The organism is Streptomyces sp. NPDC050388 (assembly GCF_040655635.1).
Lineage (GTDB): Bacteria > Actinomycetota > Actinomycetes > Streptomycetales > Streptomycetaceae > Streptomyces.
Map to the genome: position 1 here is coordinate 63,229 of NZ_JBFAKH010000032.1, position 12,912 is coordinate 76,140.

The 12,912-nt window shown below is 71.9% G+C and carries 8 protein-coding genes; 6 read left to right on the forward strand and 2 right to left on the reverse strand.

The features are described from left to right. The first annotated feature begins 37 nt into the window (after positions 1–37). Entirely contained in the window at positions 38–3,127 is a 3,090-nt protein-coding gene (locus AB0I73_RS20095) for an AAA family ATPase (protein WP_363039172.1), read from the forward strand. A gap of 40 nt (positions 3,128–3,167) precedes the next feature. Then, the gene (locus AB0I73_RS20100; RefSeq protein WP_363039140.1) at positions 3,168–3,362 is read left to right on the forward strand and encodes a DUF6191 domain-containing protein; all 195 of its coding nucleotides are present in this window, start codon (positions 3,168–3,170) and stop codon (positions 3,360–3,362) included. A gap of 138 nt (positions 3,363–3,500) precedes the next feature. Here the strand turns inward: AB0I73_RS20100 and AB0I73_RS20105 are convergent, their stop codons facing one another. Both AB0I73_RS20105 and AB0I73_RS20110 read right to left on the reverse strand, forming a co-directional pair. After that, the gene (locus tag AB0I73_RS20105) at positions 3,501–4,658 is read right to left on the reverse strand and encodes a PQQ-dependent sugar dehydrogenase (protein ID WP_363039142.1); all 1,158 of its coding nucleotides are present in this window, start codon (positions 4,656–4,658) and stop codon (positions 3,501–3,503) included. Between the two features lie 140 nt (positions 4,659–4,798). Beyond that, complete coding sequence (locus AB0I73_RS20110) at positions 4,799–5,797, reverse strand: aldo/keto reductase (protein ID WP_363039144.1); 999 nt, start codon at positions 5,795–5,797, stop codon at positions 4,799–4,801. A 75-nt stretch (positions 5,798–5,872) separates the two neighbouring features. Here AB0I73_RS20110 and AB0I73_RS20115 point away from each other — a divergent pair, with 75 nt between their 5' ends. The 4 genes from AB0I73_RS20115 (at position 5,873) to ilvN (ending at position 12,907) form a co-directional block, all read left to right on the forward strand. After that, positions 5,873–6,823 carry a 2-hydroxyacid dehydrogenase gene (locus AB0I73_RS20115; protein ID WP_363039146.1) on the forward strand — a complete coding sequence of 317 codons (951 nt, stop codon included), beginning with the start codon at positions 5,873–5,875 and terminating at the stop codon, positions 6,821–6,823. A 372-nt stretch (positions 6,824–7,195) separates the two neighbouring features. Then, positions 7,196–10,225 carry an EAL domain-containing protein gene (locus AB0I73_RS20120; RefSeq protein ID WP_363039148.1) on the forward strand — a complete coding sequence of 1,010 codons (3,030 nt, stop codon included), beginning with the start codon at positions 7,196–7,198 and terminating at the stop codon, positions 10,223–10,225. A gap of 228 nt (positions 10,226–10,453) precedes the next feature. Then, positions 10,454–12,361 carry an acetolactate synthase large subunit gene (locus tag AB0I73_RS20125; protein ID WP_363039150.1) on the forward strand — a complete coding sequence of 636 codons (1,908 nt, stop codon included), beginning with the start codon at positions 10,454–10,456 and terminating at the stop codon, positions 12,359–12,361. Positions 12,362–12,382: 21 nt separating this feature from the next. Continuing rightward, a complete protein-coding gene (gene ilvN, locus AB0I73_RS20130) occupies positions 12,383–12,907 on the forward strand; it encodes an acetolactate synthase small subunit (RefSeq protein WP_202276102.1) in 525 nt (174 codons plus the stop codon). The last annotated feature ends 5 nt before the right edge of the window (positions 12,908–12,912 follow it).

Consider the following 12,912-nt stretch of genomic DNA (forward strand, 5'->3'; position numbering starts at 1 on the left):
GGTGAAAACCGGTGCCGCGATGTCGGACCCCCGTGCGATGCTCGGGGCCGTGGAGACCAGGTCCGTCAGTCCCGTGTTCGTCGGTCGTGCCGGTGAACTCGACGCGTTGAACACCGCGCTCGCCCGCGCCACCGAAGGCGCGGGCGATCCGCAGGCGTTGCTCATCGGGGGAGAGGCCGGTGTCGGGAAGACCCGCCTCGTCGAGGAGTTCGCCGCCGAGGCCCGTCGCCGGGGCGCGGTCGTCGTGCTCGGCGGCTGCGTCGAGATCGGCGCCGACGGACTGCCCTTCGCCCCCTTCTCCACCGCCCTACGGCAGCTGCGCCGCGAGCTGCCCGGCCAACTCGCCGCCGCGGCCGCCGGGCAGGAGGAGGAACTGGCCCGCCTGCTGCCCGAACTCGGCACCGTCGCCCCCGAAGCCCGGCGCGACGAACAGGGCATGGCCCGCCTCTTCGAACTCACCGCCCGCCTGCTGGAGCGCGTCGCCGCCGAGCACACCGTCGTCCTCGCCCTGGAGGACCTGCACTGGGCGGACGCCTCCACCCGGCATCTGCTCTCCTACCTCTTCCGCACCCTGCGCACCGGCCGCCTCGTCGTCCTCGCCACCTACCGCTCCGACGACATCCACCGCCGTCACCCACTGCGCCCCCTCCTCGCCGAACTCGACCGGCTCCGCACGGTCCACCGCATCGAACTCCGCCGTTTCAACCGCGAGGAGGTCGGCCGTCAGATCGCCGGCATCCTCGCCCGGGAACCCGAACCGGACCGCGTCGACGAGATCTTCGAACGCTCCGACGGCAACGCCTTCTTCGTCGAGGAGCTCGCCGTCGCCTCCCACGAGGGCTGCCGCACCGGTCTCACCGACTCCCTGCGCGATCTGCTCCTGGTCAGGGTCGAGCGGCTGCCGGAGAGCGCCCAGCAGGTGGTCCGGTTCGTCGCCGAGGGCGGCTCCACCGTCGAGTACCGGCTGCTGGCCGCCGTCGCCCGGCTCCCCGAGGACGACCTCCTCGACGCGCTGCGCTCGACGGTGAACGCCAGCATCCTCACGCCCGCGCCCGACCGCGACGGCTACCGTTTCCGTCACTCCCTGGTCCGCGAGGCCGTCAGCGACGACCTGCTGCCCGGCGAACGCTCCCGCCTCAACCGCCGCTACGCCGAGGCCCTGGAGGCCGACCCCACGCCCGTGCCCGCCGACGAGCGGGTGACGCGCCTGGCCAGCTACTGGTACCACGCCCACGACGCGGCCAAAGCACTGCCCGCCGTCCTCGACGCCTCCGTCGAGGCCCGTCGGCGCCACGCCTACTCCGAGCAACTGGGCCTGCTGGAAAGGGCAATGGAACTGTGGGACGCCGTCCCCGACGACCTGCGGGCCACCCTGCGCCCCGCCGACTACGCCGCGATCTACCCTTCCCCACTGCCTGAAGGGCGTGGGGGGACCCCCGGGGGCAGCGACCCCGAGACCACCCCCCTGCGCTACCTCGACCTGATGGCCGAGGCCGCCGTCGCCGGACGGCTCTGCGGGGAACGCGAACGTGCCATGAAGATCACCAAGCGGGCCCTGCGCGTCCTCGAGGAGGAACCGGACCCGCTGCGCGCCGCCTGGTTCTGGGTGCAGCGCTCCCGGCTGACCCAGTCCCTCGCCCGCGGCGACGGCTGGGCGGAACTCGGCACCGCACAGGACCTGGTGCGCGGCCTGCCGCCCTCCGAAGTCCATGCCGAGGTCCTCGCGGCGGCCGCCAACTGGTCGATGCTGCACGAACCGGGCCCGGAGGCCATGGCCGCAGCCGAACGGGCCGTTGAGTATGCGCGCATGGTCGGCGCCTCCGACATCGAGCTCAACGCCCGGCTCACCCTCGGTGGCCTCATGGTCGACGCCGGCGATATCGACCGGGGCCTCGCCGAGATGTACGAGGTCAAGGAGCGGGCAGCCGAACTGGGGGTGGACATGGTGGTGGGGCGCAGCCACATCAACCTGCCGTCCGTCCTGGAGGGCGTCGGCCGCTCGGAGGAGGCGGCGGAGCTGCTCCGCGAAGGCGTCGGGATCACCCGCAGGCTCGGACTGCTGGACACGGAGAGCTGGGTGTGGGGCAACCTCGCCGAATCCTTCCAGTCCCTCGGCCGCTGGGACGAGGCGGCCGAGGCCGCGGCCCATGCCCAGCAGCTGGAGGAGAGCGCCCGACCGCGGGCCGAGGCCTGGATGCGCCTGGCCCATCTCGCCCTCGATCGGGGGGACCTGGCCGCGGCGGACCGGCATCTCGTCGCCGCCCGCGCCTACTGCGGCACTCATGACTCCATGCCGCAGTACTCCCTGCCGATGGCGTCGGTCGCCATCGGGATCGCCGCCGCCGAGGACCGCCTTCCCGACGCCCGGGCCGAGCTGCTCACCGCTCTCGACACCGGTCTCCCACCCGGCACCCAGCGCTACGGCTGGCCGCTGCTGCTCGCCGCCGCGACCGCCGAGGCCGACGCCCACGGAGACCCGGCCACCGAACCGGACCGCCCGCGGATCATCGGACACCTCCGTGCGGCGGCCAAGACCCTGGCGACCGGCGTACCGCTGTGGCAGGCGTACGAGGTGTGGCTGCGTGCCGAACTGCTGCGCGCCGAGGGCCGGTCGGCGCCGGGGGAGTGGGCCGCCGCCGTCACCGCGCTGGAACCGCTGGAGCGGCCCTACGACCTCGCACGGGTCCGCTTCCGGCTCGCCGAGGCGCTGCTCGCCTCCGGGGCGGGCGAGGACGAGCGCGCCCGTGCCACGGAGCTGCTGCGGCTGTCCGGAGCCGTCGCCGAGCACCTCGGAGCCGCCCCGCTGGCCCGGGCGGTCGCCCTGCTGGCCCAGCGCGCCCGCCTCACACCGGTCCCCGCCGCCCGGGAGTCCGCCCCGGCGCCCACGGATCCGGCCGACGCCCTGGGCCTCACCGGCCGGGAACGCGACGTGCTGCGCCTGGTGGCTGCCGGCCACACCAACCGCCGCATCGCCGAGCAGCTGTTCATCTCACCGAAGACGGCCAGCGTCCACGTGTCCAACATCCTCGCCAAGCTGGGTGTCTCCGGCCGGGGCGAGGCGGCGGCACTGGCCCATCGCCTGGACCTCTTCCCGGCCGAGGCCGGGGACCGGCAGGCCGCGGGATAATCGGTGCCACGCCCACGCGGCCCTGAAAGGGGGGGGAGCGATGTTCAACTTCTTCGAGGAACTGTTCGCACCCGGCCGCAAACACACCCACGACGAGCAGAAGCGGCTGGAGCTGACCCGGGAGGACGTCGGCGACGCCGACCCCGGACGCGGCCCGATAGACCTCGCCTCCGGAAAGGTCGTCGTACGCCCGTCACCGGCTCGCCCCGAACCGGGACCGGACGAGGGGCCGTAGGGCCTGTCCGGCGGATCATGCCGCGGACGCGGGGCCCGGACGCCCTCCAAGCTCTTCGAGCAGGGGTCCCATCACCCCCGCTCACCCGCGCTGACAAGGCGCCGTCGATTTCCTGCTCCCTGATCCGCCGGACAGGCCCTAGCTCACCCGCACCTCCAGGATGCGGTCGTCGCCCTCCTTCGGGGTGAGGCGGCCGTCCGTGTTGCTGGTGACCAGCCACAGCTTGTCGCCGCCGGCCGACGCCACCGTGCGCAGCCGGCCGTACTCGCCCTTGAGGAAGGCCTGCGGTTCCGCCGAGACCTCCGTGCCCTTGAGCGGGATCCGCCACAGGCGCTCGCCGCGCAGGCCCGCCATCCAGATCGACCCCTCGGCGTACGCGATGCCGCTGGGGGAGGCCTCGTCCGTCCTCCACTGGGCTACCGGATTGTGGAAGCCGTCGTCGGACGAGCCCTCGGCCTCGGGCCAGCCGTAGTTGTCACCGGGCTTGATCGCGTTCAGTTCGTCCCAGGTGTTCTGGCCGAACTCCGAGGCGAACAGGCGGTGTTTGCCGTCCCAGGCCAGGCCCTGCACATTGCGGTGGCCGTACGAGTACACCGGGGAGTCGGGGAACGGGTTGCCCGGCGCCGGCTCACCTTCCGGGGTCAGCCGAAGGATCTTGCCGCCCAGGGATTCCTTGTCCTGGGAGAGTCCGGTGTCCCCGCTCTCGCCCGTGCCCACGTACAGCATCTTGTCCGGACCGAACGCGATCCGGCCGCCGTTGTGGACCATCCCCTTGGGGATGCCGCGGAAGACGGTGTCGGGTGCACCCAACTGCCGGCCCGCGGGCTTCTTCTCGTCGTAGATCATGCGGACGATGCGGTTGTCCGAGGCCGAGGTGAAGTAGGCGTAGACCATGTGGTCCGAGGCGAACTCCGGGGAGAGCGCGATGCCGAGCAGACCGCCCTCGCCGGACGGCGCCACCCCCGGCACCTCGCCCAGCTCGGACTTCTCGCCCGTCTTCGTGTCGACCCGGGTGATCGTCGCCTCGTCCCGGGAGGACACCAGCAGATCGCCGTCGGCCAGGGGCGCGAGACCCCAGGGGGTGTTCAGGTTCTCGGTGACCGTGCGGAGCACCTTCACCGAGCCCTTCGCCGGAGGTGTCTCCTCGGCGCCGCGCTCCGCGGGCGAGGACTGCCCCGTCACACGGCTCGACGGGGTGTCGCCTCCACCCGGCGCTCCTCCGTCGTCGGAGGAACAGCCGGCCGTCAGCAGGAGCGCGGCGGCGGCCAGGACGGCCGTAACGGCTCGATGGTGCACGATCTTGTCCCTTCGACGCGGCAGGTCCTACCTGTCATACCCCGCTCGCGCCTCACAGGTTCCCGATCACGCGGGTCCGAATCGTCGATCACCGCGCAGCCCCGCCTCAGCCCCGGCGCCCGGCCCGGCCCCGTCCCGCCTCAGTCCCACGACCCCTGTGCCGCCGGCAGCGCCGCGATCTCCGCCAGGTCCGTCTCCGTCAGGCGCAGCTCCGCCGCCCCGGCGTTCTCGGCGACCCACCGCTCCCGCTTGGCGCCCGGCACCGGGACCACCTGCCCGCCCAGGGACAACACCCAGGCCAGAGCCACCTGCGCCGGGGTGACGTCCTCACCGTGCCGACGGGCGATACGGCGCAGGCCGACCACGATCGGCTGGTTCGCGGCCATCATCTCGGCCGTGAAGCGCGGGTGCCGGGCGCGCAGATCGTCCGCCTCGAATCCCTCCCCCGGTGTCAGCGTGCCGGTCAGGAAGCCGTTGCCGAGCGGCATCGCGGCCAGGAAGCCCACGCCGCGTGCCCCGCACCACGGCAGCAGCGCCTCCACCGCCTCCGGCGACCACACGGACAGCTCCGCCTGCACCGCGCTCACCGGGAAGACCTGCTGCACCCGCTCCAGCTGCCGGATCGTCGTGTCGTGCAGCCGTGCCCCCGGCCGCCGCGCCGACCGCGCGCCGACCGCGCAGAGCCCCAGCGCCCGTACCTTTCCGGCCCGGACGAGATCGGCCATCGCGCCCCAGGTCTCCTCGACCGGCACCTCCGGGTCCGCGCGGTGCAGCTGGTAGAGATCGATGACGTCCGTCTGGAGCCGCCGCAGGGACGCGTCACAGGCTCTTCTCACGTACCCGGGGCGGCCGTTGGCCACGATGTGCTGCTCGCCCACCAGCAGACCGACCTTCGTCGACACGAAGGCGTCGGCACGCCGCTCCTTCAACACCCGCCCCAACAGCAGCTCGTTGGTGAACGGGCCGTACATGTCGGCCGTGTCCAGCAGCGTCGAGCCCAGGTCGAGTGCCCGGTGCACCGCCCTGAGCGAGTCCTCGCCGCGCTGCCGCGAGGTGCTGTAGGCCCAGCTCATCGGCATGCATCCGAGTCCGACGGCCCCCACCGCGAGCGCCGTCGCGCCGATCGTCCTGCGCTCCACCTGGTCGTGACCCTCCCTCTCCCGGCCACCAACCTAACCTTTGTTGCCGTACGTCCCTGACATAGCCTCCTGGCCATGACTGCTGAGGTATGGCTCCCCCTCCCGCCGGACGAGATCGAGGGCCTTCCCGAGGGGCCCGGATACCGCTTCTGGGACGGCGCCGAGGACTTCCCCGCCGACCCGGCCGACTGCGTGTTCTACGTCGTGCCGTACATGAAGCCCAGCGAGGTCGGGGTGCGCCCGCTGCCGCTGATGAGCTCCGTCCGGGTCGTGCAGACCCTGTCCGCCGGCATCGACCACGTGCAGCCGGGTCTGCGGCACCTGCGCCCCGGCGTGCGGCTGTGCAACGCGCGCGGCGTGCACGAGGCGAGCACGGCGGAGCTGACGCTCGCCCTGATCCTGGCCTCGCTGCGCGGCCTGCCCGATTTCGTGCGGGCGCAGGACAAGGGGGAGTGGCTCGGGGGATTCCGGCCCGCGCTCGCCGACCGGAACGTGCTCATCGTGGGGTACGGATCGATCGGCGCGGCGATCGAGGACCGGCTCGCCCCGTTCGAGCTCGCGCGGGTGGCGCGCGTTGCGCGCTCCGAGCGCACCACGGTGCGCGGCCCGGTGCATCCGTTCACCGAACTGCCCTCGATGCTGCCGGAGGCGGACGTCGTCGTCCTCGCCACCCCGCTGACCGAGTCCACCCGACACCTCGTGGACGCCGGCTTCCTGGCCCGGATGAAGGACGGCGCCCTGCTCGTGAATGTGGCGCGGGGGCCCGTCGTCGACACCTCGGCCCTGCTCACCGAGGTGGAGAGCGGCCGTATCACCGCGGCCCTCGACGTCACCGATCCCGAACCCCTTCCCGCGGAACATCCCCTGTGGCGGGCGCCGGGCGTCCTCATCAGCCCGCACGCAGGCGGACCCACCTCCGCCTTCCGGCCGCGTGCCGAGCGGTTGCTGGTGGACCAGTTGAACCGTTTCCTGAACCAGGAGGAGCTCCGCAACGTGATCCTGGTGACGGGGGCGGCAAGCGCGTAGTCCGCTTCGAGCACGGTCCGCGACCGTTCGGGTGCGACGGGTGCTCACGCGCCAGATGGTCGTTACGGAGAGTAGAGGAGCTATGTCCCTGAGTGACGAGACTGGTGTATCGTCCCGACAGGGGCTGCGCCGCTGACCGGTCGGCGCGGGGGATTGGCATTGCGGACTGTGAGGGGGGCGACGAGCGATGCACGGCCTATGGACGAGCGATCCGACGCGACGGAGCCGCCGGCGGCGACCCTGGCGCACGACTGCGCGCAGCTGGGGTCACCGCGGCGAGTGGCCGCCCCGCCCCGCGCCCCGGAACCCGGAGGGCGCGGAGGCGTCGCGGCATCCGAAGGACGTGGAGGCAGTGCGGCCCGGGAGGGACCGGTGAGCGCGCCGGCCTCCCCGTCCACGCTCGAGGGGGCGGCGCGGACACAGCCCGCCCCGGGAGTGACGCCGGCCCGCCCGACGGCCGTGGACCGCCGGGCGGGCCTGGCCCCGCAACTCGTCCTGGCCTTCGTCTGCGCGGTCTATGCCCTCGGGGCCGCGCTCGGTTGGGGCTCGGACCGACTCGCTCTGATCATGGGTGACTTCGGGCTGGGCGCCGCCGCGGCCGCGGCGGCCGTGTCCTGCTTCCTCTACGCGCGCGACCGCCGCGTCAGCTTCCGGCCCGCCTGGCTTCTGTTCGGCATCTCCTCCGCCATGGCGTCCCTGGGCAACCTGGTCTGGGGGTGGTACGAGGTCGTTCTCGGGCTTCCCGTACCCAGTCCCAGCTACGCGGACCTGTTCTTCCTGTGCTTCGCGCCTCCCGCCATCGTCGGGCTGCTGGTACTCGCCAAACGGCCCGTGACCAAGGCCGGCTGGGTCTGTCTGGGGCTGGACGCCTGGCTGATCGGCGGCTCCCTGCTCACCCTCGCCTGGAGCCTCGCGCTCGCCCGGACCGCGCAGGCCGGCGGTGAGCACGTGGCGCACACCGCGCTGTCGCTGGCCTATCCGCTGCTGGACATCGCCCTGGTCAGCATGGTGCTCGCCCTGCACTTCCGGCGGTCGGCGGTGAACCGCTCCGCGGTCAACACCGCGATCGGCGCACTCGCGCTCACCGTGATGTGCGACGCCGTGTTCACCTCTCCGCTGCTGCACGACACCTACCGCTCGGGACAGCTGCTCGACGCGGGCTGGTTCGCCGGCTCGCTGCTCCTGGCGTACGCACCCTGGACCGGACCGAGGGGCGACCGGTCCGAGGACGAGGGGCACACGCACGTGGTGCGCGAGCACCTGCCCGGACAGCGCGGCGGACCCGGCCACCACCATCTCCCCGGACCCGGCGGTGAGCGCGGCCGTTATCCGGTCTCCCGGCCCATCGCCGGTTCCCTCGCCGCGCTCACCCCGTACCTCGCCGCTGCGGTGTGCACCCTGGGCATCCTCTACACCGTCCTCAACGGTCGCAGCGTCGACCGCGTGGTCCTGCTCACCGGTGGCACCGTGGTGCTCGCACTCGTCGTGCGCCAGGGCATCATGCTGCTCGACAACATCACCCTCACCCAGGAACTGGCGCACAAGGAGAACCACTTCCGCTCCCTGGTGCAGGGCTCCAGCGACGTCATCATGATCGCCGCCCCCAGCGGCATGCTCCGCTACGTCTCCCCGGCCGCCGCCGGGGTGTACGGCCGTCCCGCGGAGGAGCTGGTGGGTACGGAACTGGCCCAGCTCATCCACCCGGAGGACCTGGGCTGCGTCGTGCACGAGGTGCGCCGCTTCCTCGCCGCCAACCCCGTCGAGGAACCCACCACGCGCATCGAATGCCGTTTCCGCTCCGGCGGTGGGGGCGCCTCCCGCTCGAGCGAGGCCGAGAGCGGGGGAGGCTGGCTGAACGTGGAGTCGACCGTCAACCGGCACCACGGCGGCCTCATCTTCAACAGCCGGGACGTCACCGAGAGAGTGCGCCTGCAGGCGCAGCTCCAGCACAACGCCGAACACGACCCGCTGACCGACCTGCCCAACCGCGCCCTGTTCACCCGACGCGTCCAGCAGGCCCTCTCCGGCCGCCGCGCCGCCGACCGGGGTGCCGCCCTCAGGGGCACGGCCGTGCTCTTCATCGACCTCGACGGCTTCAAGGCCGTCAACGACACCATCGGCCACCAGGCCGGGGACGAACTGCTCATCCACGCCGCCCGCAGACTCCGGGACGCGGTCCGCAAGGGCGACACCGCCTCCCGGCTGGGCGGCGACGAGTTCGCCGCCCTGATCGTGGGCGACGGAGCCCGTGACCGGGAGGCCCGCGAGCGGCACATCCTGGAGCTCGCCGACCGTCTCAGAGTGACCCTGTCCCAGCCCTACCTCATCGACGGCAACGATGTCCGGGTCAACGCCTCCATCGGTGTCGCCTTCGCCGAACCGGCCCTCGGCGCGGGTGAACTGCTGCGCAACGCGGACCTCGCCATGTACCGGGCCAAGGCCGCCGGCAAGGGCCGGGTGGAGCTGTACCGGCCGCAGATGCAGCAGGACGTCGTCCGCAGGGCGGAGCTGGCCACCCGGCTGCGCGCCGCGCTGCACGACGGGGAGTTCGCGCTGCTGCACCAGCCGGTGGTGTCCCTGGAGGACGGCAGGATCACCTCGGTCTGCGCGCAGGCGCGCTGGCGTTCCGCGCAGGGGGTGCTGTTCACCCCCGCGGAGTTCCTGCGCGTCGCCGAGGACAGCGAGAAGACCGCCGAGCTGGGCCGCTGGCTGCTGGAGGAAGCGGTCGAGCAGGCCGCCGAACGGCAGGCGACGGGGGTGTCGGTGCCCGTGGCCGTCCGGCTCGGCGCCCGCAGGCTGCTGGACCGCTCACTGCCGCTCAGCTCGATCGAGGCCCTGCTCACCCGGCACGGACTGCCCTCCGGCTCGCTGGTCGTCGAGGTGGCCGAAACCGACCCGCGGGTCTGCCTGGACGAGCTGGAGCGCCGCCTGACCGCCCTCAGGCGCGTCGGCGTCCGTATCGCCCTGGACGGCTTCGGCGACGGCTACGCGGCGATCACCGCCCTCAGGCGGCTCCCCGTCGACGTGCTCAAACTCGACCGCAGCCTGGTCGAGGGCGTGGTCGAGTCCGCACGGTTGCACAAGATCACCAGCGGCCTGCTGCGGATCGCCGGCGACCTCGGGATGCAGTCCGTGGCCGACGGGGTGGACCTGCCCGAGCAGGTCGTCGCCCTCCGCGCGATGGGGTGCACGCACGGGCAGGGCATGGCCTTCTCCGGACCCCTGGACGAGTACCGGCTGCGCAGGGCGCTCGGCGCCGGTCACTGTCCGATGCCGCACGGACCGGCCGAACCCGCGTTCGCGGGCGGCGGCTCCGGCGGGTACACGGCGGGGGTGGCCACCATGCTCAGGGGTGGCACGACACTGCGCTCACATGATGAGACGCCTGTCCCACCCACTTGACAGTCGGTGCACGTCGGGGGGAGGGTCAATGCCATGCGCACCCGAATTCTCGTACTTGGAAAGCGCGTCGGCTGACGCTGAGCATCGCCTGCTCGGCGCCCCCGCCCGGCGCGCTCCCCTCGATTGCCTTTTGGCACGAGGGGTTTTTTGTTGCACCAGCACCTGCCGCACCGCCCGCACACACCGCACAAACCTCGCAAGAACCCTCAGCATCGAGAAGAGAAGCCGATGACCGAGCAGGCCACCGGGGCCCATCCGCAGCCGCGGCCCCGATCCGGAGGACAGCAGTCCGCCCCCGAGAGCGTCACGGGCGCGCAGTCCCTCATTCGCTCTCTCGAGGAGGTCGGCGCCGACACGGTATTCGGCATCCCCGGCGGTGCGATCCTTCCCGCCTACGACCCGCTGATGGACTCCACCCGGGTGCGTCACGTCCTGGTCCGCCACGAGCAGGGCGCCGGCCACGCGGCCACGGGGTACGCGCAGGCCACCGGCAAGGTGGGCGTCTGCATGGCGACCTCGGGCCCCGGCGCCACCAACCTGGTCACCCCGATCGCCGACGCGCACATGGACTCCGTGCCGCTGGTCGCGATCACCGGCCAGGTCGCCTCCAAGGCGATCGGCACGGACGCCTTCCAGGAAGCGGACATCGTCGGCATCACCATGCCGATCACCAAGCACAACTTCCTGGTCACCAAGGCCGAGGACATCCCCCGGGTGATCGCGCAGGCCTTCCACATCGCCGCCACCGGCCGCCCCGGACCGGTGCTGGTGGACATCGCCAAGGACGCCCTCCAGGCGCGCACCACCTTCTCCTGGCCGCCCACCATGGACCTGCCCGGCTACCGGCCCGTCACCAAGCCGCACGCCAAGCAGATCCGCGAAGCGGCCAAGCTGATCACCTCCGCGAAGCGGCCGGTCCTCTACGTCGGCGGCGGTGTCATCAAGGCCCGCGCCACGGCCGAGTTGAAGGTCCTCGCGGAACTCACCGGTGCTCCCGTCACCACCACCCTGATGGGACTCGGCGCATTCCCCGACAGCCACCCGCTGCACGTGGGAATGCCGGGCATGCACGGTGCGGTCACCGCCGTCACCGCGCTGCAGAAGGCAGACCTGATCGTCGCCCTCGGAGCCCGCTTCGACGACCGCGTCACCGGCAAGCTGGACAGTTTCGCCCCGTACGCCAAGATCGTCCACGCCGACATCGACCCGGCCGAGATCGGCAAGAACCGCGCCGCCGACGTGCCGATCGTCGGTGACGCCCGCGAGGTCCTCGCCGACCTCGTCCAGGCCGTCCAGAAGGAGCACGCCGAGGGCCACTGGGGCGAGGCCGCCAGGTCGCGGTACGCGGCCTGGTGGAAGGACCTGAGCCGCTGGCGCGACACCTACCCCCTGGGCTACGACCAGCCCGAGGACGGTTCGCTCTCCCCGCAGCAGGTCATCGAGCGCATCGGACAGCTGGCGCCCGAGGACACGATCTTCGCCGCGGGCGTCGGCCAGCACCAGATGTGGGCCGCGCACTTCATCCAGTACGAGAAGCCCGCCACCTGGCTGAACTCCGGCGGTGCCGGGACCATGGGCTACGCCGTCCCGGCGGCCATGGGCGCCAAGGCCGGACAGCCCGGCCGGGCCGTCTGGGCGATCGACGGCGACGGCTGCTTCCAGATGACCAACCAGGAACTCACCACCTGCGCCCTGAACAACATCCCGATCAAGGTCGCCATCATCAACAACGGCGCTCTCGGGATGGTCCGCCAGTGGCAGACCCTGTTCTACAACCAGCGGTACTCCAACACCGTGCTGGGCTCCGGCCCCGTCGAGACGGACAACGCCCCCACCGACCTGAACGGCGGCTCCGCCGTGGGGCCGGCCACGCAGCGGAGCGCGGGCACCCGAGTCCCCGACTTCGTCAAGCTGTCGGAGGCCATGGGCTGCCACGCGATCCGCTGCGAGGACCCGGCGGACCTCGACAAGGTCATCGAGGAGGCGAACTCGATCAACGACCGCCCGGTCGTCGTCGACTTCATCGTCCACCAGGACGCCATGGTGTGGCCGATGGTCGCCGCCGGCACCTCCAACGACGAGATCATGGCCGCCCGCGACGTCCGCCCCGACTTCGGCGACAACGAAGACGACTGAGCGAGAGAGACCCAAGAGATCATGTCCAAGCACACGCTCTCCGTCCTGGTGGAGAACACCCCCGGCATCCTGGCCCGGATCGCCGCGCTGTTCTCCCGCCGCGGCTTCAACATCGACTCGCTCGCCGTCGGCGTCACCGAGCACCCCGACATCTCCCGTATCACCATCGTGGTGAGCGTCGAGGAGTTCCCGCTGGAGCAGGTGACCAAGCAGCTCAACAAGCTCGTCAACGTTCTGAAGATCGTCGAACTCGAGCCGTCGCAGGCCGTTCAGCGCGAACTCGTCCTGGTGAAGGTGCGCGCCGACAACGAGACGCGTTCCCAGATCGTCGAGATCGTCCAGCTGTTCCGCGCCAAGACCGTGGACGTCTCCCCGGAGGCCGTCACCATCGAGGCCACCGGCAGCAGCGACAAGCTGTCCGCCATGCTCAAGATGCTGGAACCGTTCGGCATCAAGGAACTGGTCCAGTCCGGGACGATCGCGATCGGACGCGGTGCCCGTTCGATCACCGACCGGTCGCTGCGCGCTCTCGACCGGTCGGCGTAAGACGG

Bases quoted from the DNA above. Each gene is read 5' to 3' on its own strand.
- AB0I73_RS20115 (WP_363039146.1), top strand. From the start codon at position 5,873: ATGACTGCTGAGGTATGGCTCCCCCTCCCGCCGGACGAGATCGAGGGC.
- AB0I73_RS20125 (WP_363039150.1), top strand. From the start codon at position 10,454: ATGACCGAGCAGGCCACCGGGGCCCATCCGCAGCCGCGGCCCCGATCC.
- AB0I73_RS20095 (WP_363039172.1), top strand. From the start codon at position 38: ATGCTCGGGGCCGTGGAGACCAGGTCCGTCAGTCCCGTGTTCGTCGGT.
- AB0I73_RS20100 (WP_363039140.1), top strand. From the start codon at position 3,168: ATGTTCAACTTCTTCGAGGAACTGTTCGCACCCGGCCGCAAACACACC.
- ilvN (WP_202276102.1), top strand. From the start codon at position 12,383: ATGTCCAAGCACACGCTCTCCGTCCTGGTGGAGAACACCCCCGGCATC.